This window comes from Flavobacterium rivuli WB 3.3-2 = DSM 21788 (genome assembly GCF_000378485.1).
GTDB classification, from domain to species: domain Bacteria; phylum Bacteroidota; class Bacteroidia; order Flavobacteriales; family Flavobacteriaceae; genus Flavobacterium; species Flavobacterium rivuli.
In genome coordinates, this window is record NZ_KB899968.1 from 186,773 (window position 1) to 210,815 (window position 24,043).

21 protein-coding genes and 1 other RNA gene are annotated in these 24,043 nt (G+C 40.1%); 8 read left to right on the top strand and 14 right to left on the bottom strand.

What is annotated here, in order from left to right:
* Nucleotides 1–22: 22 nt before the first annotated feature.
* Entirely contained in the window at nt 23–1,525 is a 1,503-nt protein-coding gene (locus tag F565_RS0107600) for a PAS domain-containing sensor histidine kinase (protein ID WP_020212612.1), read from the top strand.
* Nucleotides 1,512–1,913: a response regulator gene (locus F565_RS0107605; protein WP_020212613.1), complete on the top strand. Its 402-nt coding sequence runs from the start codon at nt 1,512–1,514 to the stop codon at nt 1,911–1,913. Before F565_RS0107600 ends, F565_RS0107605 begins: the two co-directional genes overlap by 14 nt.
* A 112-nt stretch (nt 1,914–2,025) precedes the next feature.
* Here the strand turns inward: F565_RS0107605 and rny are convergent, their stop codons facing one another.
* From rny to F565_RS0107620, 4 genes are all read right to left on the bottom strand, one after another.
* On the bottom strand, nt 2,026–3,591 hold the full coding sequence (gene rny, locus F565_RS0107610) for a ribonuclease Y (RefSeq protein WP_020212614.1): 1,566 nt from the start codon (nt 3,589–3,591) through the stop codon (nt 2,026–2,028).
* A 56-nt stretch (nt 3,592–3,647) separates the two neighbouring features.
* Nucleotides 3,648–3,753, bottom strand: a non-coding RNA gene (ssrS, locus tag F565_RS22645) — 6S RNA.
* Nucleotides 3,754–3,813: 60 nt separating this feature from the next.
* Nucleotides 3,814–4,104 carry a cell division protein ZapA gene (locus F565_RS0107615; protein WP_020212615.1) on the bottom strand — a complete coding sequence of 97 codons (291 nt, stop codon included), beginning with the start codon at nt 4,102–4,104 and terminating at the stop codon, nt 3,814–3,816.
* Nucleotides 4,105–4,110: 6 nt separating this feature from the next.
* Nucleotides 4,111–4,401: a hypothetical protein gene (locus tag F565_RS0107620; RefSeq protein WP_020212616.1), complete on the bottom strand. Its 291-nt coding sequence runs from the start codon at nt 4,399–4,401 to the stop codon at nt 4,111–4,113.
* A gap of 176 nt (nt 4,402–4,577) precedes the next feature.
* Here F565_RS0107620 and F565_RS0107625 point away from each other — a divergent pair, with 176 nt between their 5' ends.
* The 3 genes from F565_RS0107625 to F565_RS0107635 are packed head-to-tail and all read left to right on the top strand — an operon-like array spanning nt 4,578 to nt 9,555.
* Nucleotides 4,578–6,299, top strand: a complete 1,722-nt coding sequence (locus F565_RS0107625; protein WP_020212617.1) for a M23 family metallopeptidase — start codon at nt 4,578–4,580, stop codon at nt 6,297–6,299.
* Nucleotides 6,283–8,775, top strand: coding sequence for a TonB-dependent receptor (locus tag F565_RS0107630; protein ID WP_020212618.1), 2,493 nt, complete (start codon nt 6,283–6,285; stop codon nt 8,773–8,775). Before F565_RS0107625 ends, F565_RS0107630 begins: the two co-directional genes overlap by 17 nt.
* Nucleotides 8,776–8,820: 45 nt before the next feature.
* Nucleotides 8,821–9,555 carry a hypothetical protein gene (locus F565_RS0107635; protein WP_020212619.1) on the top strand — a complete coding sequence of 245 codons (735 nt, stop codon included), beginning with the start codon at nt 8,821–8,823 and terminating at the stop codon, nt 9,553–9,555.
* A 149-nt stretch (nt 9,556–9,704) separates the two neighbouring features.
* On the opposite strand, the gene F565_RS0107640 is transcribed toward F565_RS0107635, so the two are convergent.
* The 6 genes from F565_RS0107640 to F565_RS0107665 all read right to left on the bottom strand — a co-directional run bounded on the left by F565_RS0107640 (nt 9,705) and on the right by F565_RS0107665 (nt 16,265).
* Complete coding sequence (locus F565_RS0107640) at nt 9,705–10,403, bottom strand: hypothetical protein (protein ID WP_020212620.1); 699 nt, start codon at nt 10,401–10,403, stop codon at nt 9,705–9,707.
* 12 nt (nt 10,404–10,415) lie between these two features.
* Complete coding sequence (locus F565_RS0107645; protein WP_169336018.1) at nt 10,416–11,045, bottom strand: HAD family hydrolase; 630 nt, start codon at nt 11,043–11,045, stop codon at nt 10,416–10,418.
* 138 nt (nt 11,046–11,183) lie between these two features.
* Complete coding sequence (locus F565_RS0107650) at nt 11,184–13,013, bottom strand: ABC transporter ATP-binding protein (protein WP_020212622.1); 1,830 nt, start codon at nt 13,011–13,013, stop codon at nt 11,184–11,186.
* Nucleotides 13,013–14,740, bottom strand: a complete 1,728-nt coding sequence (locus tag F565_RS0107655) for a phospho-sugar mutase (protein WP_020212623.1) — start codon at nt 14,738–14,740, stop codon at nt 13,013–13,015. The genes F565_RS0107650 and F565_RS0107655 overlap by 1 nt, the downstream gene beginning before the upstream one ends.
* 35 nt (nt 14,741–14,775) lie before the next feature.
* The gene (locus F565_RS0107660) at nt 14,776–15,726 is read right to left on the bottom strand and encodes a glycosyltransferase family 2 protein (protein WP_020212624.1); all 951 of its coding nucleotides are present in this window, start codon (nt 15,724–15,726) and stop codon (nt 14,776–14,778) included.
* A complete protein-coding gene (locus F565_RS0107665) occupies nt 15,726–16,265 on the bottom strand; it encodes a DUF4199 domain-containing protein (protein ID WP_020212625.1) in 540 nt (179 codons plus the stop codon). Before F565_RS0107665 ends, F565_RS0107660 begins: the two co-directional genes overlap by 1 nt.
* 230 nt (nt 16,266–16,495) lie before the next feature.
* On the opposite strand from F565_RS0107665, the gene F565_RS0107670 reads away from it, so the two are divergent.
* The 3 genes from F565_RS0107670 (at nt 16,496) to F565_RS21320 (ending at nt 19,384) form a co-directional block, all read left to right on the top strand.
* Complete coding sequence (locus F565_RS0107670; protein ID WP_020212626.1) at nt 16,496–16,771, top strand: type B 50S ribosomal protein L31; 276 nt, start codon at nt 16,496–16,498, stop codon at nt 16,769–16,771.
* 817 nt (nt 16,772–17,588) lie between these two features.
* Nucleotides 17,589–18,767 carry a GlmU family protein gene (locus F565_RS0107675; RefSeq protein ID WP_020212627.1) on the top strand — a complete coding sequence of 393 codons (1,179 nt, stop codon included), beginning with the start codon at nt 17,589–17,591 and terminating at the stop codon, nt 18,765–18,767.
* Complete coding sequence (locus F565_RS21320) at nt 18,767–19,384, top strand: thermonuclease family protein (protein WP_020212628.1); 618 nt, start codon at nt 18,767–18,769, stop codon at nt 19,382–19,384. The genes F565_RS0107675 and F565_RS21320 overlap by 1 nt, the downstream gene beginning before the upstream one ends.
* A 166-nt stretch (nt 19,385–19,550) precedes the next feature.
* Here the strand turns inward: F565_RS21320 and F565_RS0107685 are convergent, their stop codons facing one another.
* The 4 genes from F565_RS0107685 to F565_RS0107700 form a co-directional block, all read right to left on the bottom strand.
* Nucleotides 19,551–20,000, bottom strand: coding sequence for a PepSY-like domain-containing protein (locus F565_RS0107685; protein ID WP_154652560.1), 450 nt, complete (start codon nt 19,998–20,000; stop codon nt 19,551–19,553).
* 145 nt (nt 20,001–20,145) lie between these two features.
* A complete protein-coding gene (locus tag F565_RS0107690) occupies nt 20,146–21,456 on the bottom strand; it encodes a sensor histidine kinase (RefSeq protein WP_020212631.1) in 1,311 nt (436 codons plus the stop codon).
* A gap of 36 nt (nt 21,457–21,492) precedes the next feature.
* Nucleotides 21,493–22,170 (bottom strand): response regulator transcription factor, encoded by a 678-nt coding sequence (locus F565_RS0107695; RefSeq protein WP_020212632.1) that lies wholly within the window; start codon nt 22,168–22,170, stop codon nt 21,493–21,495.
* Nucleotides 22,171–22,338: 168 nt separating this feature from the next.
* Entirely contained in the window at nt 22,339–23,940 is a 1,602-nt protein-coding gene (locus F565_RS0107700) for an ABC transporter substrate-binding protein (protein ID WP_020212633.1), read from the bottom strand.
* Nucleotides 23,941–24,043 lie beyond the last annotated feature (103 nt).

The following is a 24,043-nucleotide window of genomic DNA, read 5'->3' on the forward strand; positions in this document are numbered from 1 at the left end:
AACTAAATTGGCTTTATTCACGATGTCCCAAATAGATGATGCAGAAAGCGATAGCGCTTTTTATAAGAAACTGATTGATGAGATTCCTGATCTCATATTTAAAGCCATTTTTAACGATGGTACATTTAAGGTGGTTTTTTGTAACGAATCGATAACTGATTTGTTAGAAATTACCCCTCAAATGTTTATGGATAATCCGGACACGCTAACTTATGAGCGTATTATACCCGACGACCAGCAGGTTTTTTTAAAAAAGATGCAGGTTTCTAAAAAAAAGCAGGAAAGATATAATCACGAATTTAGGGTAATGCTACCCAATAAGGGTTTGCGATGGATGCGCATAACGGGTAAGGCAGAAAAGATGGCCGATAAATCGGTTATGTTTTACTCGCGCATAAGCGATATTACTGATTTTAAGCAGCATGAAGAGAAAATGAAACTCGCCGATGAGCGTTTTGAATTTGCCATGAAAGCTTCATCTGAAGGTATTTGGGATATGAATATTATAGACGAGGAAGTTTACTTTTCCGGGCAGTTAATGAAAATAATTGGTAAGGAAGAGAAAGAACTTGTAGTACCGGCATCGTTCTGGACGGAGAGGATACATCCCGACGATATACAGCTTTATAATAATACAAGGCAAAAACACCTTACAAAAAAAACACCTTATTACGAGAGCGTTTACCGCGTTTTAACAGATCAGGGCAAATACCGCTGGGTATTGAGCAGGGGCAAAATTATAAAATATAACAGTGATGGTAAACCTTTAAGGGCTGTAGGTACTTTGCGGGACATTACCCAGATAAAGGATAAAGAGATACAGCTGGGCAATACCCTTAATATAATAGGCGACCAAAATAACAGGCTAAGCAATTTTGCGCACATAGTTTCGCACAACCTTCGGTCTCACGCCAGTAATTTAAAAATGCTGCTCGACCTGTTTAAAAATGCAGATAACGACGAAAGAGACGAGATGCTGCAACACCTCGAAGGTATATCAGATGGGCTTAGTATAACCATAAGCCACTTAAAAGAACTTGTAGAAATACAGACAGAGATAAAAAATGTAAAGGAAACATTAAACCTGAGACACTATCTTAAAAACATATTATCTATACTGCATAACGAAATTACAAAGCATAGTGTTACCATAGAAATTAATATACCGCTTGATGTAACGGTAGAATATAATCCTGCTTATTTAGAAAGTATATTGCTTAATTTTACCACAAATGCCATCAAGTATTCCAGCATAGACAAGAAACCTATCATATCATACGACTTTGGTATAGAAAATGGTTTCAAGGTACTCTCTGTATCAGATAATGGATTGGGTATAGATTTAAAAAAACATAAAAACTCGTTATTCGGGATGTATAAAACATTCCATAAAAATCAAAACTCAAGAGGTATAGGTTTATTTATAACTAAAAACCAGGTAGAGGCAATGGGCGGGAAGATTGAAGTTTTTAGTGAAGTGAACAAGGGTACAACTTTTAAAATTTATTTTGATGAGGAATATTAACAGTATGTATGTTATTGATGACGACAGGATATACCACTTTTTGCTTAAAAACCTGTTTAAGCAAAACGGGATTACTATTAATGCTACTTTTTTTAATAATGGCCAGGAGGCCATAGAGGCTATTAAACTCACTAAAACCGGCGAGACCGAAATGCCCGACCTTATTTTGCTTGATGTTAATATGCCTATCATGAATGGATGGCAGTTTCTGGAAGAATATTCTAAAATTAAGGATAACCTTACTAAAACATCTACCGTTTACATGATAAGTTCATCTAACGACGAAGTAGATATTAATAAGGCGAAAAGCTATGGCGATATTGTAAAAGATTATTTCCTTAAGCCAATATGCAAAGAAGATCTTGATAAGATATTTACATCTAATTAATCATAAATAGATACAAAATAAGAGAGCTGCCATTAGGCAGCTCTCTTATTTTGTATAAAGTAGTAAAGTAACTTTGGTTCTTAGTAACTAAGTGTCTAAGAACCAAAGAACCTTATTTAGCTATATTAACAGCCCTTGTTTCCCTGATCACAGTAATTTTTACCTGGCCCGGGTAGGTCATTTCTGTTTGTATTTTATGAGAAATATCAAAAGAAAGTGTAGATGCCATATCGTCGCTTACTTTTTCACTTTCTACAATAACACGAAGCTCACGGCCTGCCTGTATGGCGTATGCGCTTTTAACACCCTGAAAACCGTATGCAATATCTTCAAGGTCTTTAAGGCGTTGTATGTAAGAATCCAGTACCTGTCTTCTTGCACCCGGCCTTGCGCCAGATATGGCATCACAAACCTGTATAATAGGCGATAACATGTATTTCATCTCTATCTCGTCGTGGTGAGCACCAATGGCGTTGCAAACCTCTTCTTTTTCGCCATATTTTTCTGCCCACTGCATACCAAGGAGTGCGTGAGGAAGATCGCTTTCAGCATCCGGCACTTTACCAATATCGTGTAGTAAGCCCGCCCTTTTAGCAAGTTTAACGTTAAGGCCAAGTTCTGCTGCCATAATACCACAAAGTTTAGATACCTCGCGGCTGTGTTGCAATAGGTTTTGCCCGTAAGAAGAACGGTATTTCATCCTGCCCACAATTTTTATAAGTTCTGGGTGCAGGCCGTGTATACCAAGGTCTATCACGGTACGTTTACCTACTTCTATAATTTCGTCTTCAATTTGTTTAGCTGTTTTACCCACAACCTCTTCAATACGTGCCGGGTGAATCCTGCCATCTGTAACAAGTTTGTGCAGGGCAAGGCGTGCAATTTCTCTCCTTACAGGGTCAAAACAAGATAGTATAATAGCTTCCGGGGTGTCATCTACAATGATCTCTACGCCTGTAGCAGCTTCAAGCGCACGTATGTTACGTCCTTCACGGCCAATGATACGGCCCTTAACATCATCCGACTCTATGTTGAATACAGATACACAGTTTTCTACCGCTTCCTCTGTACCCACACGCTGAATCGTGTTAATGATTATTTTTTTAGCCTCCTGCTGTGCAGTAAGCTTAGCCTCTTCTATAGTGTCCTGAATGTGGCTCATGGCACTGCTCTTAGCTTCGGCCTTAAGGCTGTCTACAAGTTGGTTCTTAGCCTCATCGGCAGATAGGCCTGCAATAACCTCAAGTTGCTCTACCTGGCTTTTATGCAGCCTGTCTATCTCGGCCTGTTTTTTATCAAGGTGTTCTATACGGGTAGTATAGTCAGTAACTTTAGCTTCTGCCTCGTCTGATGCTTTTTTGGCTTTAGCCAACTCGCTCGATACCTGAGATTCTTTATCACGGGTACGTTTTTCTGCTTCTGCTATTTTTTTGTCTTTGCCTAAAATAACCTGCTCGTGCTCTGCCTTAAGCTCAAGAAATTTTTCTTTAGCACGCAGCTCTTTATCTTTTTTAAGGTTTTCACCCTCTGTAGTAGCATTTTTTATAATAGATTCCGCCTCTTTTTTCGCATTGTAGGTAAGGCTGGCAGAACTTTTCTTTTCAAGAAATTTAGCGATACCAAAGCCAATACCTGCTCCTGCAATTATACCAATAATTATAAATAAGATTGTGTCCATAGTTTTTGTTTGTGTGTATATAGAATAAAAAAAGCCTACATCAGTGGTAATTGTATAAACTCGATAAGACAAGTTTTGGGCTAACCCGCTGTTCAAGGATCTGCTCAGGGCAGCTTGCTATAGTAGCGACGATTCACCCATTTTAAAGAATTGGCGTTGAGTTTATCAAAAAAGTACTAATGTAGGCAGTATTATTGACGTATGTAAAGAACGTTATATTCGTTATTTGAGAAAGTCTCCCAGTTTTTCATCCATCAATTGCAGCCTTATAAGCGCCTCGTCCATATCGGCCGATTTGTCCAGCTGTTTTTGTTCTACCTGTGCTGCAAACTGTAGTGCACACATAGCAAGTACATCCTGCTTATCCCTTACGGCATAGTTTTCTTCAAACTGCTTTATCATGGCATCAATTTTTTTAGAAGCGCTGCGCAACCCTTCTTCCTGCGACGGGTCTACCGTAAGCGGGTATACCCTGTCTGCAATTGATATTTTTATCTTCAGTTTATCGTCCATTGCTTTCTAATCAGAAAGTTGTGCTATGCAATAATCAATTTCGCGGATCAATGAATTTATTCTGAGTTTTGTCTCTCTTTTGTTGTCGTCACTGCCCAGTAATGAGTTAGCCATCCTCAAAGTCTCGTTTTGCTGTTTAAGCATAGCGATCTCTTCCTGCTGCCTGCCTATAAGCGACGCCGATTGTGTTATTTCGTCCTCCATCTTCTGGTTAGCCCTTTGCAGGGTTACCAGTTTGTTCGCAAGCTTAATAAGCTTACCTTCAAGAGAATCAACTATTTCGGTTATTCCGCCCATGACAGCTAATTTCATTACATCATTGCACAAAGTTAAGATTACTTTAATTAGAAACAATAGGTACACTAAAAAATGTTCAACTTTTTTCGGTAAAGCGTAATAATTTACTGTGTAAATAGTTATAACTTTAAGCTAAACACTACTGTTTTTTTGCCGCTTTTTTATATTTTAGCCCCATGAGATGTTGTATTTTTTTTCTTTTATTTGGCTTAACGCTATGGGCACAAACCCCTTACCCACAGGATTATTTTCGTTCTCCTATGGATATTCCCATTCACCCCTCAGGAACCTTTGGCGAACTTCGTGGTAACCACTTTCACGCCGGGCTCGATTTTCGTACCAATCAAAAAGAAGGCCTGCCGGTTTTTGCTGCTGCTGCCGGTTATGTATCACGCATTAAAGTATCCAGCTATGGTTATGGTACCGCCTTATATATAGACCACCCTAACGGCTATACCACCCTTTACGGACATTTATCGTCATACGGGCCTAAAATAGAGGCTTACGTTCGCGCAAAGCAGTACGAAAAAAAATCGTTCGAGATAGAATTGTTCCCCAAACCGGGAGAACTCCCTGTTACCCAGGGCGAGCTTGTGGCATACTCCGGCAATACAGGTGGCTCCGGCGGGCCGCACCTTCATTTTGAATACCGCGATACCAAGACAGAGATGATCATCAACCCACTGCTTTTTGGGCTTGATAAAAAAATGAAGGACGATAAAAAACCGGGCATTACCGGCATAGTAGTATATCCGCTAAGTGATGATGCCGTGGTAAACGAGTCTAAAAAGCCCCTTATCATCAACCTGAAACTACAGCCTGACGGTACCTATATAGCCGACAAGATACTCGCAAAAGGTAAGATAGGTTTTTCTATAAGCACTACAGATAAGTCTACCGGGAGCATGGGTAACAATGGCATTTACAGGGTAGAAACTTACTTTAACGGCAGCCCTCATTTTAGCTATATGTTTAGCACTTTTGCGTTTAATGAGTCGCGCTTTGTAAATAATTTTATAGACTATCCGCGCTTTTACAGTACGGGGCAGCGTTACCAAAAGCTATTCGTAAAAACGCCTTACTCGCTATCGTTGCTTAAGCACAACAGCCGTAATGGCCAGTTTGATATAGTTAAAGACACAACAACGCAAAACTACCGCATAGAGGTGTACGATTTTCATGGCAACAAGGCAATGGTAAACGGCAGCATACAATATGCCGATGTGCCGGCTACCGTTACAGTACCCAAACATATTACCCCTTATTTTGTAAAGGCTGCTAACGATAATAATTACAGCAAGAACAATGTATCGGTATTTATTCCTGCCAATGCTTTTTATGAAGATTTTTACATGGATTTTGACGTGAAAGATTCTATACTGCATTTACATAACGCCACTGTGCCGGTGCACACTTTTGTAACCGTATCGTTTGATGTGTCGCACCTTTCTAAAGAGCAGTTGCAAAAAACGTTTATTGCCGGCTTTAGCGATAAGCGCATAAGCTATAACGACAGCTATATGGAAGATGGCAGGCTTACTGCCAAGGTAAAGCAGCTTGGTAATTTTAAGCTGGCCCAGGATGTAACACCGCCCAAAATATTTAGCCCAAGTTTTACCGAAGGAAAGTGGCTCACGGCCAATAAAACATTTAGCCTTAAAATGAGTGATGACCTATCGGGCATTGCAACGTATGATGCATGGCTTAACGGAAAATGGATATTGATGCACTACGATTACAAAACCCGCGTTATATACCATAATTTTAGCGATGGAGTAGTAGCCGAGGGCCGCAACGATTTAAAAGTTACGGTTACCGATAATGTTGGAAATTCTACTACCTTTGAAACACATTTTTTCAGAACACAAAACACCACCCCTGTTGAAAACGATAAATAAGCTTATAGCCCTACTGATATTATTTATAAGCACCACAGCCTTTGCGCAATCTAAACCTTTTATTTATGGTATAGTGCTCGACGAAAGCGGCCAGCCTATTGAAGGTGTATATGCATATTACGACACCAGTAAAGGCCGTGTGGAAACTACTACTAACCGCAACGGAGTTTATAAGCTTGATATACCTGTTATAGAAAAGGTAACGGTTTGGTTCTCTCACCTTAGTTTTAAGGGTTTATATGCAGAGATCGCTAACCTTAGTCCTGGTGAAAGTTTTGAGTTTAATTTTACATTCAAGCCGGACACTCAAGTAATGCCTATATTGGTTATCGACAAAGAAACCGGAAGAAAACAGTTAGAAGGGATTACTACAATATCACCAGATCTAATAAAAAATATACCAGGTGCCAATGCAGGCGTTGAAAATATTGTGAAGCTATTAGGCGGAAATTCTAATAATGAGTTAAGTACGGGCTATAACGTGCGCGGTGGTAATTTTGATGAAAACCTTGTGTATGTTAATGATATAGAAATTTACCGTCCGTTCCTTGTACGTTCAGGGCAGCAGGAAGGTTTAAGTTTTACCAATACCGCAATGGTAAAAAATGTTGATTTTTCTGCTGGTGGTTTCCAGTCAAAATATGGCGATAAGCTATCGTCGGTTTTAGATATTACCTACCGTACCCCGGAGCGTTTTGGGGCTGCGCTCGAAGCGAGTTTTCTTGGCGGAAGCCTTACCGTTGAAGGTGTCTCTAAAAATAAAAAGTGGGGCGCTATTGTAGGTGCCCGTTACCGCGATAACAGCCTTTTAGTAAACAGCCAGGAAACAGAGTCTAACTTTAGGCCTACGTTTACCGATATACAATCGTTGGTTACTTTTAACCCAAATGAAAAATGGGAACTAAGCTTTTTAGGTAATATATCTCAAAACAAATACCAGTACCAACCGCTCTCAAGGCAAACCAACTTTGGTACTATAGACGATCCTATTGCGCTGCAAATACTATATGACGGACAGGAAAAAGACGAATACCAAACCTATTTTGGAGCTTTTACAGCCAAACATAAAATTTCAGATACTTTCAGCCTTAAGCTCATAGGGTCTGTGTACCATACACAGGAACAGGAACATTATGATATACTGGCGCAGTATGCATTGGGCGATGTAGATACAAATATAGGGTCGGATACCTTTGGAGATATCCAGTTTGCCCGTGCGGTAGGCTCGCAGCTTACCCATGCCCGTAACGACCTTGATGCCCTTATTGCCAATGCCGAGGTGAAAGGTTACCACACTTTAGGCAAAAGCCAGATAGAGTGGGGCGCAAAATATACCCGCGAAGACATTCGTGACCGCCTTGTAGAATGGGAAGTAATAGATTCTGCAGGCTTTTCTATCCGCCCGCCGGTGGTAGATATCCGTAATGACCAGCCTTACAATCCTTTTACCGGCGATCTTGTTCCTTACAACAACATTCGTTCAACCAACTTTGTCACTATTAACAGGGTTTCGGGTTATGCGCAGTGGAGCCACAAAACTAACTGGGGCGACAGCGAAGTGTTTTTAAATGCAGGTGCAAGGGTGCACCAGTGGCAGGTAGATGTGCCAGATGGCAGCGGCAAAAGCCAGATAGTGGTTAGCCCGCGGGCGCAGTTTGCCATTAAGCCTAACTGGGAAATGGATATGCTTTTTCGTCTCTCCGGTGGGGTGTACCAGCAGCCGCCGTTTTACAGGGAGTTAAGAGATTCTACCGGTACGGTAAGGCCTAATGTTAAGGCACAAAAGTCGATACATATAGTTGCGGCCAACGAGTATAGCTTTAAGCTTTGGGATCGCCCTTTTAAACTGGTATCTGAAGCGTATTATAAAAAACTTGATGATGTAAATACCTATACTTTAGAGAATGTACGTATACGCTACCGTGCTGATAATGCTGCTACGGCTTATGCTTATGGTGTAGATGTACGTATGAATGGTGAGTTTGTATTGGGTACAGAATCTTGGGTGAGTTTAGGGTACATGAAAACCGAAGAGAACCTTAACAACCGTGGCTACATTGCCCGCCCTACAGACCAAAGGCTTAAAGTTGCAATATTGTTCCAGGATTATGTTCCTAATATCCCCAACCTAAAAGCGTACCTTAACCTTACGTATAATACAGGCTTGCCGGGAGGTTCGCCATCATACGCAGACCCTTACGACTATCAGTCGCGCCTTAAAGATTACCGCCGTGTAGATGCCGGTTTCTCTTATGTGTTTGTAAACGTAGGCGATAAAAAAATCACACCCCCTAAAGCGTCGTGGCTTAAACCCTTTAAAGAGCTTAGCCTGGGCTTAGAGATCTTTAATATGTTTGATAACCAAAACTCTATAACTAATACATGGGTGCGCGATGTGTATACCAAAAGCCAGTATGGGGTGCCTAACTACCTTACAAGCCGTGTTTTTAGCCTTAAGCTATTGGCAAGGATATAATTATTAAAACATTTTGCTTATTTTTGGTAGATACCTTGTAATACAATGAAAAAAGCCGCGATTATAGCCTTAGCCCTTACAGCAACCATTTTTGCAAGCTGCAAAGAGGAGAAGCCAACGCCTAAAGTAATTTATAAAAATAACAGTGAGGCAAAAGCCCAGCCTAAAAAAGTAGACTCTTCAGCGATTATTGTGGCCGATTTGCCTGTGCACATGGAGGGTACTAAATATCTTATACATCCTGTGGGCGGCATTAGGGTTTATGAAGATACCGGTAATAACAGCAGTTACGATAGCAGCCGGACTAACAACCCTGTTAGTTATGCAATATCTAACTACAATCGTTTTGAGATTACAGGTTACTTTGAGAACCTTAAATTTCAGCATGTTGATTCTACTGCGCTGCATTCCTTAACCGATTTAAAGGTACAGATACAAACTGCTACGTACTTAAGTACAATTGCCGATAAAATAAAAAAGCAAGTATTAGTTTACACCCTGGCAGACGCAGACACTAACCTTGACGGCAAACTTAATAGCAGCGATATTAAGTCGCTTTACATTAGCGATATTAGTGGGAAAGGATTTAAAAAACTATCGGGTAATGTGCAGGAGCTTGTAGACTGGAACCTTATAGAGGCGCAAAACCGTATTTATTTTCGCACTATAGAGGATATAAACAAGAACGGTGCTTTTGATAAAAATGACAAAATGCATTACCAGTACGTTGACCTTCTTTCTCCGGAATGGGTTGTAACGGCTTATGAACCTGTCGAGTAAGTTAACAGTATTCAGTCTCAGTTTGCAGGTCATGCATACCGAATAAAAACTATGGTTACTTATGACTGAATTTTTCTCTATAATTATGATTTCAATTCAGGTTGGTAGGCAGGAGTGAAGTTGCTGAAAACTGAGACTGCGACTGGAAACTAAATAAGTATATCACTCTCAAGATCTGATTTTTCTATCTTAAAATCAAAACCAAGCTGTTGCATTAACTGTATAACAAGATTTTTGTACCAGTTCTCTGACTTGGGGTGAATATAAATTTTCTCTATTAGCTGGTTAATATCTACGTTTACCTTAGCACCCTCATTAATGTGTAAGTTGTGCTTGGTAAGGTCGGATATTACACGAACCTCCCGCTCATACTGAAAGCTTTTTCGCTTAAAAAGAAAGGGGAAAAAGTTATTATCAAACGGTATGTACTCCTTTTTATAATCTATGTATTTTACCTCGCCAATGTGCTGCTCATAACGGTTTTCGGGCGCCATGGCATCTTTCATCCGCTGCACGGTACTTTGTATGGCAAGGCCTTCGTTATTCTTGGTAAATATCTGCCACATGGCATACGATTCGTACTCATTAATGTGCCAGCTGCTTATAACCACATTTTCGCGGTGCGACTTATAATTATCTACAAACTCCGGGTTGCTTTGTGCAATGCGCCTTATCTCTTCGAATGTAGGCTCGCTGAATGTGCCTTCATACTGGTCTTCAAACTTATCCGACCGCGACATAAACATTTGCCTGCACAGCAGCATATCTAAAAATTTAGACAGGTCCAGGTATTTCCATACAATGGTGTCAGGATCCGGAATGGTAATGTCATCAGTATGTACGTACATGTTTTGTGGTGTTTAGGTGCTAAAGGTATCTATAATAGTTATGAGTTCTTTAAAGTGGGCAATTTTATAATCGGCTTCTACAGCATCAGTAATACTATCTTTATCATACAAAACGGTAGGGATGCCCAATTCTTTAGCAGCTTTAATTTCGCTTTCGGGATCATCGCCTATAACCAACACTTCATGCGGGGCATAGTCGTAGCGGATTAATATATCAGCAAAAACCTCTTTTTTGCTGCTTATAACAGGGTTTACAATATGCACCTCATTAAAGTCATTTTCAATGCCCAGTTGTTTAATCTTGCTCATTTGCATGTTCTTAAAACCGGTGGTAACAAGAAAACGGTCGGCGGTAATGTTTTTAATTTCAGGGTAGTCTTCAAAAGTATCTATAGGCTCATTATAAGTAAGCGTTTCCTGTAGTTCTATAGCTTTATTGGTAAGTTCCGGGCTAAGGTTATGACGCTGCGCCACGATCCTGAAAGGGGTGCGCATGGTGGCATACTTAATAGCGTCCATCTGTTCGTTATGCAGGCCGCTTTCGGCAATAAGGTTAAACACCGGGCCAAACAATTTTTCGCCAATGGCGCTTACAGGAAATATGGTATTATCAAGGTCGTAAATAATAGCTTTAATAGGCATGTACATAGGGGATTTAAAAGTTAAAGGTACACCATAAAAAAATAGCTGCAAAAAATGCAGCTATCCTTAACTAAATATTATTGTTGTAGTTTGTCAAATCAACAAATCGCCGAATCGACAAAAATTATATTTAAAAATCTATTCAAAAGACTGCATCATAACCAGTTTGTGGTAGGTGCCGCCAAGTGCAATAAGCTCGTCGTGCGTTCCCTGCTCTACAATGCGGCCTTTTTGCATAACCACAATAAGGTCGGCTTTTTGAATGGTAGACAGCCTGTGCGCAATAACTACCGATGTACGGTTTTGCATCATGTTTTCCAATGCCTGCTGTACCAGTCTTTCACTTTCGGTATCAAGGGCAGATGTAGCCTCGTCCAGTATCATAATAGGCGGGTTTTTTAGTACCGCACGTGCAATGCTAAGGCGTTGTCTTTGCCCACCCGAAAGTTTGCTTCCGCTATCGCCTATATTGGTGTCAATACCCAGTGGCAAATGCTCTACAAATTCGAGTGCATTAGCTATCTTTAGAGCATTGTATATTTCTTCATTGGTAGCATTTTCTTTACCAATACGAATATTGTCGGCTATAGTACCATTAAACATAATACTGTCCTGTGTTACCAGGCCAAACAATTCACGCATTGGGTGTAATTTGATGTCTTTGAGCTCTACACCGTCTACAGCAATACTACCGGCAGAAATATCATAAAAACGGAGTAGTAAGTTAGCTATAGTGCTTTTACCCGAGCCGGACTGCCCTACGAGCGCTATAGTCTTACCTTTGGGTATCTCTAAAGAAAAATCCTTTAGTACCTTTTGCTCTTCATAAGCAAAAGTTACATTCTTTATAGAAATAGCGTTTTCAAAACCGCTGATATCTTTAGATGCAGGCGAATCCATGATTACGTTTGGTGTATCAAGTATTTCAAAAACACGCTCGGCGGCTGCAACACCATTTTTAACCTGGTAAACTGCTTTAGATATAGCTTTAGCAGGTGTAAGGATATTGTAAGCCAAACCTATATATGCCAAAAAGAGCGACCCGGTTAAAGATCCGTCCACTAAAACGAGGTTTCCCCCGTAAAACAATAAAACGGCAATAACTACAATTCCTAAAAATTCTGAAAGAGGGGAAGCAAGGTTATTCTTTTTTCCAATTTTGTTGGTAAGCACATACAGTCTTTCGGTAGAACCTGTGAAAATAGTACTGAAAAAAGATTCAGAGTTAAAGGCTTTAATTACCTTAAGGCCACTGAGTGTTTCTTCAACAATAGATATCATGAAACCGTTTTCCCGCTGTGCACGAATGGATTGCCCCTTTAATGATTTACCTATTTTAGATATTAAAAGGCCTGATACAGGTATAAATATAAAAACAAATAAGGTTAATTTCCAACTGATATTAAACATGGCTATCAGCGAGAAAATTATTGTAAGCGGTTCTTTAACAATGAGTTCCAATACGGCAAAAAAGGAGTTCTGTACCTCATTAACATCTCCCAGCATACGCGCCATAACGTCGCCTTTCCTTTTTTCAGAATAATATGAAACCGGCAACTCTACTATTTTGTGGTACATTTTATTGCGCAGATCGCGCAACACCCCCGATTTTAACTTCATAAGGTGCTGTAAGCCTAAAAAGTTAAACAGGTTTTTAAACAAAAAAGTGGTTATAAGTAATGATATTGTTAGTAACAGCGAGTAGTTTAACCCTTTAGTTTGATTAAGTTTGGTAATATAGTAAAACAGGGTTTGTTTTGCATAATTACCAATTTCCATTATACCATCAAACTTAGGTAATGATGTTACTTTCTCTCCATCACTAAAAAGTACATTCAAAACAGGGAAAACCAATACCATTCCCAACGTTCCGAATAACGCATATAATACGTTAAACGTTACATTCCAAATGATATTGGTTTTGTACTTTTTTGTATATGGAATTAATTTTTTTAAATTCTCATCCATTAGTTAAGTGCCATTTCGGCGATAATATTCTTAATTTTCTGGTCTAAAGCAGCTTCCACTTCTTTAAAGTTCGCTACATCATCCAGCGTGTCGTTTACGCTAAAGTAAAACTTAATTTTAGGCTCTGTACCGCTTGGGCGTGCACATATTTTAGTACCGTCTTCAAGATAGTAGATAAGTACATCACTTTTTGGCATATCCAGTACCTCTTCCTCGTTAGTAAGCAGGTTTTTAGCAATAGAAGACTGGTAATCTTCTACCATAACCACACGCTGACCGTTAATTTCTTTAAGCGGGTTGTCGCGCAGGCCTACCATCATTTGCTTAATTTCGGCAGCACCTTCCTGGCCTTTTTTAGTTATAGAGATAAGGTATTCTTTATAGAAACCATATTTAACGTATAGTTTTAAAAGCTCCTGGTAAAGCGAGCTGGCCTTAGCCTTAGCCTGTGCAGCAATTTCGCTAAGCAACAGGGTAGAGGTAACCGCATCTTTATCGCGCACGGCATCGCCCACCATGTAGCCAAAGCTTTCTTCGCCACCGCCAATGAATTCCTGCTCAGGGAAATCAACGATCATTTTAGCGATCCACTTAAAGCCTGTTAAACCTACTTTGCACTCTATACCGTAAGCCGATGCAAGTTCCTGCATCATAGGTGTAGACACTATGGTAGAGCCTATAAACTGCTTGCCGTTAAGCTTGCCTTGTTTTTTCCACTCCTCTAAAAGAAAGTTGGTCATGATAATCATAGTCTGGTTACCGTTAAGCAACGTCATAATGCCATTGCCATTTCGCACGGCAACACCCAGCCTGTCGGCATCAGGATCTGTACCCACAACAATGTCAGCATCAATCTGGTCTGCAAGGGCTACCGCCATAGAAAGTGCTTCGGGCTCTTCAGGGTTTGGCGATTTTACCGTAGGGAAGTTACCGTTTGGCACTGCCTGCTCCGGTACAATGTGTACATTGCTGTAACCGGCATCTTCTAAAAGGTCCGGAATTAACTTAACCGATGTACCGTGAAGAGGCGTGTACACTATTTTAAGTGCCTGCTTAGCTTCGGCAGGCGTATTAAACGATGCATTTACTAAAGACGACTTTATAAAAGCAGCATCTACTTCTTCATCTATAATTTGTATAAGGCTTTCGTTAGCGTCAAACTTAATTGCGCTGTACTCTAAAGCCTCAATAACATTAATTACTTCTTTATCGTGTGGCGGTACAAGCTGGCCACCATCCTGCCAGTATACTTTATAACCGTTATATTCCGGCGGGTTGTGCGATGCGGTAAGTACGATACCTGCCTGGCATTTGTAATATTTTACTGCAAAAGAAAGTTCCGGCGTAGGGCGTAATTCTGAGAAAAGGTATACTTTGATACCATTGGCCGAAAACACATCTGCCACCACTTTTGCAAGGGTATCACTGTTATTACGGCAATCGTAAGCTATGGCTACGCTAATATCTTCGCCGGGGAACTGTGTTTTTAAATAATCAGAAAGGCCTTGTGTAGCCTTGCCCAGCGTATATTTATTAATGCGGTTTGTGCCCGGGCCCATAACACCCCTCATACCACCTGTACCAAACTCAAGGTTACGGTAAAAACTGTCTTCCAGCTCTTTAGGTGATGATGTCATCATTTCTTTAATGGCAGTTTGCGTGTCTGTGTCAAACGTTGGGGTAAGCCATACGTTTACTTTATCCAGGATAGATTTTTCGATTTCCATGTTATGAGGTGTATAAGTGTTTGATCGGTTTAAAATTATAAAGTTTCGCTGATTTTATAACGTTCTTCGTTGTTTTTTGTGCGAAGAATTATTTCGCCAAGAAAGCCTGCTAAAAATAGCTGTGTGCCCAGTATCATTGTGGTTAGGGCAATATAAAACCACGGATTGTCTGTTACCAGTATTGCCCTTTCATGCACGGCAAGCTTGTACAGTTTATTAATGCCAATATAGCCTGCCGAAAAAAGGCCTATCATGAACATTATTACCCCGAGTGCCCCAAAAAGGTGCATGGGCCTTTTACCAAAACGCGAAAGGAACCATATAGTTATAAGGTCCAGAAAGCCATTGATAAAGCGTTCTATGCCAAATTTTGTTGTGCCATACTTGCGTGCCTGGTGCTGTACCACTTTTTCGCCAATTTTTGCAAAACCCGCATTCTTGGCAAGTACAGGTATATAACGGTGCATTTCGCCGGATACCTCTACATTCTTAACCACGGCATTTTTATACGACTTAAGGCCGCAGTTAAAATCGTGCAGGTATACGCCCGATGTTTTTCTGGCTGCCCAGTTAAACAGTTTAGACGGCATGTTTTTAAAGACTACAGAGTCATAGCGTTTCTTTTTCCAACCCGATACCATATCATAACCGCCGGCGGTAACCATGCTGTAAAGGTCGGGTATTTCTTCGGGGCTGTCCTGCAGGTCGGCATCCATGGTTATAATAACATCGCCCTGAGCTTTGGCAAAACCGGCATGCAATGCCTGAGATTTGCCATAGTTGCGCAAAAAGCGTATGCCTTTTACATTGGTGTTTTGTGCGGCAAGGCCTTCAATTACCTGCCATGAAGTATCGGTACTGCCATCATCAATAAAAATAACCTCGTAGCTAAAATTATTTTGTGCCATTACCTTAACGATCCAGCTGTGCAGTTCGTTTAGCGATTCTTCTTCGTTAAGCAGGGGGATAACTATAGATAGGTTCATTATACAGTAGCTGGTTTTTCTCTTCTTAAAAATGATCCTACTATAAAAGAGCCTATCATACCTATAAATGTATATACTATCATTACCATAGGTATTGTAATACCGGGCTGCATGCCCTTGCGGGAATCATCAAGAAATTTGGTCAATTCTGCCGGGGCTATTTTAGGCTCGTTGTGTAATTTTACTATTCGGGTTTGTTCTATAGAGCTTTCTATATATCCCGGTACGGCATTTACAAAAACAGCATAAAATAAGCAGTATAGTATTGCTCCTGTAAGAGTTATTATAAGCCCGTTTTTTAAGCATTGCGATACAGAGAGGTAGCCGCCGTTTCGTTTTCTAAATGCTATGCAGCCAAGGATAAGAAGTGTAAATGGGAAAACTATAAAATTGCAAAAATTTATAATAAGCCCTACCCAGCCATATTGTATAGGATCTAATTGTAAGGAGTATAATATTACAAGTTGTAAAATCATTATTGCACCAAAAATACCACCGTATAATAAGGCTGTTTTTGCAGGAGAAACACTTTCTTTCATTAAGGCATTTATTTTAATCTACAAATATACTAATATTGCCATTATGTGTTGCTAAAAAAGTGTTATGGTTGTGTGTAAAAAAATGCAGTAGTTTGTTTGATATATGGAAAATAAGTGTAATTTTGCACCCTGAATTAAAAGTTTACAAACAAAAAGCTTTAAGGCGTTTACACCTTTCTTTACCGGAAGCTTCAAAACGGATTACAGCCAAACAATAAAAATTTATCAAAATGAAACAAGGTATTCACCCGGAAAATTACAGATTAGTTGCATTTAAAGACATGTCTAACGACGAAGTTTTTATTACTAAATCTACTGCTGACACTAAAGAAACAATTACACACGAAGGAGTTGAATATCCGGTAGTGAAAATGGAGATCTCAAGAACTTCTCACCCTTTCTACACTGGTAAATCTAAACTTATTGATACTGCAGGACGTATTGACAAGTTTAAAACTAAATATGCTAAATTTAGCAAAGAGACTAAAGAAACTACTGAAGAGTAATCTTTATCTTTGTATACCATATAAGAAGCCTTCCGGAAACGGAGGGCTTTTTTTATGCTTATGCGCTAAGGGTCTTAGTGGCTTAGATACTTAGAACTTACGCGCCTATAATTTAAACTGTACCATATTCATCTCTCTCCTTTGGAGCTATAGTATGGACACATCTTTTTAACGATTTGAAAGTACTTAAGAGTGAGCATATATGAGTGAAGCTAAGGCCTTAAACTTCGTTGCGTTAAGCAAAATATAAGTTGAGGTGTTAAGAATCATTTGCTGTTTGAGCGTAGCGAGCTTGCCTGCCGGCATAGGCAGGTTCAAATGATTTAGCCGAAGCTTGTATTTTGTAGCATAAGAAGTTAGAGCCTTGTCCCGATAGCTATCGGGATTGCTTCTTTTGTTTCAAGACAAAAGAAGAGAATAAAGAATAATTAGCTGTGTCCATGCGATACTTTCGGAGAAGGGTTAGGGGAGAGGACTTTTCAAGAAGATACTTAGCTACTAAGGCTCTTAGTACCTAAGTTCCTTTTTTAGTTCTACAAGTATAAAAGTAAAATCAAGGCTAATTTATAACTTAAACATTTGAGTGTAGCTGCACCCTATCCTTCGGAGAGGGCTGGGGAGAGGACAGAAAATATGTCTACATTATACACTTTGGAGAGGGGTTGAGTGAGAGGACCTGGATAAAAACTCTTAGGCTCTAAGAACCTAAGTTCCTTAGAGCCTAAACTCTTATAAAAACCTAAGAAACTAAGTTTCTCAGAAACTAAGTGCCTTACTTTTTTTGTAACTTTGAAACAACTTTGTAACCCTGTAAAAAATGAACTACATTCTTTTTGACGGCCCGGTACGCAATACCCTGCTGCCGTTTACCTTTACCCGCCCCGTGGCAGATATCCGCATAGGCATACTTACCATTCGCGAAAAATGGGAAAAATACCTTGGCTATACCACAACTACTATAACTGAGGAATATCTCGCAGATAAATTCCCGATGGTGGAGATGGAGAAGAATGTAATGATTAATGCGGCCTACCTGCCTAATGAGGTTTTGGCTGAAATGGTTATGGCACTCGAAGAGAACCAGGCTATTTTTAGCGGTGATGAGGTTATTGCCTTTTATACTACAGATACTCAGGACGAAGTAGATTTTGATGAATATGATATTATAGAATATAGCGAAGAAGGGCTTAAGATAGAGCACGTTTGGGATATCTTTAAAAAGAATGACGCTGCCCTTCGTGAAGATTTTGAATTACTTACCGAAGACCGCATATCGCAGCGCATACCTGCCAGCGTAAATACTATATCACCCGAAAATATTTTTATTGAAGAAGGTGCTAAACTCGAATTTGTTACCCTAAATGCTTCTACCGGGCCAATATACATAGGTAAAAATTCCGAAATTATGGAAGGCTCTATTATACGCGGGCCATTTGCTTTGTGCGAAGGTGCCGTTGTAAAACTGGGTGCTAAAGTGTATGGTGCCACTACAGTAGGGCCGGAATGCAGAATAGGGGGCGAGGTAAGCAACTCGGTACTGTTTGGCTATTCTAATAAAGGCCATGATGGGTTTTTAGGAAACTCGGTATTGGGCGAATGGTGTAACCTGGGTGCCGATACTAATAACTCTAACCTTAAAAACAACTATGAAGAGGTTAAATTATGGAACTATGATAAAGGTAGTTTTGTAAAAACCGGACTTCAGTTTTGCGGCCTCATGATGGGTGACCATAGTAAAAGTGGTATCAATACCATGTTTAATACCGGTACCGTAGTGGGGGTTTGTGCCAATATTTTTGGCAGTGGCTTTCCGCGCAATTTTGTACCAAGCTTTTCGTGGGGCGGTGCAGCGGGTATGGTAACGTATGATGTTAAAAAAGCTTTTGAAACTGCCCGTGTAGTAATGTCGCGCCGCGATATAGAATTTACGCCTGAAGATGAAGCTATACTGGCTGAAGTATACCAGCAAACCGAAAAGTTAAGGACGAATAGCTAATGGCAGGACAAAGAAGAAGGTCTAAGCCAAAGTATAGTATTGCTACTCTTATTATATTACTGTTGCTTGCTGTTTTTTACAATTATAATGTAAAAGACACCAAGTCACCGGTTGATAAACACCCTACCGAAGCGCCCGCCAAAAAAGTACGCAAAGCCAAAAAGCCAAAACGTACCGAAGACCTGCGGAACCTTACGGTTTTTACAGGCAGGGTTATTGGTATAAAAGATGGCGATACGTTTGAAGTGTTATACGACGGGCAACCCGAACGTGTACGCCTTGCCGATATTGACTGTCCTGAAAAATCGCAGCCTTTTGGCAACAACGCCAAGCAGTTCTCGTCTGACTTGTGTTTTAATAAAACAGTTACCGTAACCTGCAATGCTAAACGCGACCGCTACGGCCGCCTTATAGGTACTGTTGTAACCGCTGATGGTGTAAACGTAAACGAAGCCCTTGTAAAACAGGGCTTCGCGTGGCATTATCTGCAATATTCTGATAAGGACGAGTTAACCGGTTACGAGGCTACCGCCCGTAAAAAACACCTTGGCCTTTGGGCTGATACCGACCCTACACCGCCGTGGGACTGGCGTCGTGAAAAGCGAAGCGCAAGATAGTTTACAGTCGCAGTCACAGTTTTCAGATGCTATGTGTACTAAATGCCAAAGGCGTAAAACCTATGTTTATGCAAAGCAGGAGTTCTATGCTACTATGTGGTGATTTTTTGAAGATAGATAAGGCAGAGTTTAAAACTGAAAACTGCGACTGCCACTGAAAACTTAATTAATCGTCTATTCTTAAAAATTTACCGTTAGCATCAAATTCTAACTCCAGGTCATTGGTGAATTCCAATTTATAGCCATAACGCTCTCTGTCTAATTTTTCTACAGATAAACCTTTGTAGTTTTGAGCTACATAGGCAGCTATGGCTTTTGGTAAAACCGATGCTGGTAGAGTACCCCTGTTGGCATCAAGTTCTTCCCAGTTGCCTTTTCCGTCAAATTCAATTTCGGTGCCGCCTGTAAACTGAACTTTATATTCTGTTTTGGTAATTTCCTTATCCTCTATAATATAGCTTGTAGCCTGGTTTGGGAAATTGGTTTTAATAAAAGTTTGTGCCGTTGCTGGTAATTCAGCAATTGTAATTTTGCGCTTTTGGGCATTGCAGGCAAAACAGGCTAATGATGTAACCGCTAAAATAAATGTCTTTGTGTATCCCATTGAAGTTTTCATGATATCTTGTTTTTAAATTATAGTACAAGATTATAACCTGAATCTGGAAACAAATGGGAATAATAAAAAAACCACGAATTGCACAAATTACCAAAAATCAAATTGGTGTTAATTAGTGAAATTCGTGGTTAAAATTAGGAGTAATTTATCGCTTATCAGGAAATTGGATGGTAAATGTATGAATGCCGGTATAGCTATATTTTACAGCCAGTTTATAGCTGTTGGCAATAGACCATACTATAGAAAGCCCTAAGCCGGTAGACTGCTCATTGTTAGAGCTTCGGTAAAAACGGTCGAATACCTGCTCGTCATCCAGCGGCTTATTGCTGCCCGTATTTTGTACCGAAAGGCTGTTGTGGATTATAGTAATGGTAACCATTCCGCCGGCATGGTTGTGTACCAGTGCATTTTTTAAAAGGTTGGTAACAAGTGTTAGTGCCAGCCCCTTATTCATAGGGAAGCTTAACTTGCCCTGTTGCACAACGTCTATTTTTATTTCCCTGAATTCTGCGAGGTCGGAAAAATCATCAGTAAGCTGGGTAATGAGTTCATTAAAGTTTACGGGCTCTTCATCGGCATATTGCCGGTTTTCAATTTTAGAAAGCAGCAACAGCGATTTATTAAGCCGGACCAAACGGTTAAGGGTATCGCTTATTTTGCCTATCTCCATCATTTGCTCATTAGGCAGGTTACTGTTCTCGGCAAACAACTCCAGTTTATTAAGGCTTATAGCTAATGGAGTTTGCAGCTCGTGCGATGCATTTTCTATAAACTGTTTCTGGCTTGAGTAGATAGCCTCACTACGGTGCAAAAGGTCTTCGAGTTCATGGCCTAAAACCTCAAATTCAGACACGTGCGATTCCGGTGCGGTAAACGCTTTACCGGTGCCCAGTTTATAATTTTTAAGTTTATCCAGTAGTTGATAAAATGATTTCCAGACTTTGCGAAGTATAAAGCGGTTAAGCAAAGCAATACTTACAACCAGCATAACATAAAGGGAAACCAGCGCGGTAAGCAGGTCTTCCAATAGTTCGTCCTCCTCAACCATGCTGGCACGAATGGTAAGTTTGTACGGATTGCCTTTGGCATCATTAAATACCGTTTCTAAAATACGAATGGGCTGGTCTTCATCATCATATTCAGAAAACTCGAATGTGCTTATTAATTTATTAGAAAAGTCGTAACTGCCTTTAGGGAGCGGTGTAATTTTAAACTGGTTAATTCCAAATTCGGGCGTGTTCAGAACATCCGGATTAGCATACGCTTCACGCTCGATCAGTATTTTAGAATTTTTAAGCCCGTCGTCTATATTGTCATATACTTCATCTAAAATCACAGCATAAAACAGCCCTGCCCATACGGCAACTACCACAAGTAGTGCTACAATCAGGTAGCGCAAAGTGTAATTTTGCAGCGAACTACTTTTTTTATTTGATGATGTATTTGTTGTATTCATAATCTTCGTTAGAGTAAAAAATGTTCCCTCCGGGGGTTAGGGGGCGGTAATTTTATAACCCATACCATACACGGCCTGTATGTCAGCTTCGGCGGCGGCATCTTTAAGTTTCTTGCGGAGGTTTTTTATTTGAGAATATACAAAGTCGAGATTATCGGCCTGGTCTATGTAATCGCCCCAAACCGATTCTGCTAATGCAGTTTTGTTAACCAGCCTGTTGGGGTTAATCATAAAATAATATAAGAGGTCAAATTCCTTGCGGTTTAGCGTCAGATAGTTATTATCAACGGTTACAGTACGCAATTCGGGCGATAATTTAATGTTTCCTAACGTTATAAAGCTGTCACCATCGTGGCTTTTTCTGCGTATAGCCGATTTTATACGGGCATGCAGCTCGGCTAAATGAAAAGGTTTGGCAAGGTAATCATCGGCACCAAGGTCGAGCCCGGTTACTTTATCATCAACACTGTCTTTGGCAGAAATTATAATTACGGCCTCTTTTTTATTAAGGTTTTTAAGTTCGCGAACCAAATCGAGTCCACTGCCATTAGGAAGCATAATATCTATGAGTACGCAATCATAATCATACGAACCTATTTTATCAATACCCGATATATAATCATGAGCGGTTTCTACAAGGTATTTTTCTTTTTCAAGCGATTCCCGAATTACTTCCCTAAGTCCCTGTTCGTCTTCTACAATAAGGATTTTCATGTTCCCGTGTGGTTTTACGTATATCAAATATACCAATTAACGCAGCAAGGAACGATTGGATTTTGGAAAGAATTAGGAATGGGTATTTTTCAGACACGAATTTCACAAATTTACACTAATTCTGTCTCCAAAATAATTCGTGTGAATTTGTGAAATTTGTGTAAAAAATTATTTTTTTCTTACCCGTTTTAATACCAATAAATTCAAAGGGTTAATCCCTAATCCAGTTACATTGCTGCGGGTAAAACGCGATGCCTTATCATAAAACAGGGGTACAACCGGAGCTTCCTGCATAACTAATTCATCCATCTTTTTATATAACTCAATGCGTTTGGCATCATCGGTTTCTAAAAAGGCGGCATCATATAGTTTATCAAATTCGGTATTTTTAAAATGCGTGTAATTAGGGCCGCCCGGCGAGAAATTTTTGCTGTAAAAAAGCGACAGGTAATTCTCTGCATCGGGGTAATCGGCAATCCAGCTGGCTTTAAAAAATCCCACTTTTCCGTTAGATACCGATTGTGTTAGCGTGCTCGGTGGGTTGACATCTACAGTAACATTAAGTCCCACCTTTTGCCATTCACGCTGTAAATATTCAGCAATATCAAGGTAGGAGGCACTGGTGCTCATTTGCACGGTAGGGTTGTTGTCGCCCGTTTGCTTTTTATAATCGGCAATCAGTTCACGGGCTTTAGCAGGGTTATAATCATAACCTTTGGCACCAAAACCCGGCAAGCCACTTGGTATCATCCCGTTTGTGGCAGCTGTACCCATACCGTTACGCAGGAATAAAATCATCTTCGCCCTGTCAAAACCATAATTCAATGCCTGGCGAATGCGTTTATCTTTCACGGCTTTATCACCACCATCGAGCCTGAAACCAAGATATTCGGTATTAAGGTATGGGCCGGTAATCATTTTTACATCCTTTTTATATATAGAAGCCAGCTCACCTTTAGGAGTAAGTATCTCATCTTTATAAGACGGGTCCAAGCCCGAAACAAAATCGAGCTTACCCTGAACGAACTGCAGGAAACCACTTTGCTTATCGGGTAAAAATGTAATGGCAACCGCTTCAAGATATGGGAGTTGTACACCTTGTTCATCTTTCTCAAAATATAAAGGATTTTTACGAAGTACAAGTTTTACATTCTCTTCCCAGATTTTAAACCGGAAAGGCCCTGTACCAATAGGGTTCGACCTGAAATCATATCCTGATTTTTCAAAAGCTTCGTGTGGTACAACCGATGCATACTTCATGGTTAGCAATCCTAAAAAGGCAGGGAAGGTTTTATTCAGCCTGATCTCGAAAACCGAATCGTTTACCGCTTCAAACTTCTCTACGCTTTGCAATATCCAGCGTCCGGGAGCTGCAATCTTTTCGTCGAGCAAACGGTTCAGGCTATAGGTAAAGTCAGATGCGACAACAGTTCGTGTACTGTCTTTCCCAAAAAGGCTGCTTTTATGAAAATACACATCGTTGCGCAAAATAAAAGTATAGGTTTTGCCATCGGGAGATATGGTCCACGATTTGGCAATATCCGGTTTAATATGCAGGCTGTCGTCAAGTTGCACAAGTCCGTTAAAAAGTTGGTTGGCAACCCATATTGATGGGCGAATTTTAGCAAATGCAGGGTCGAGGGAGTTTACAGCTGCGTTTTCGTTATAGCGAAACACAAGGTTGTCTCTTTGCTCCTCTAATTTTTTTGAGCAGGAAATAAAAAGTAACAAAAAACTAACAGGATACAGATATTTTAAAATATAGCGCATGTACTGGAAATAATATAACGATTAGTGTCTTTTTTAAATGCTAAATTGATTATTGTGTAAAACAATTCTATTTTACGTGCAGTAAATTTCATTATATCAGTGT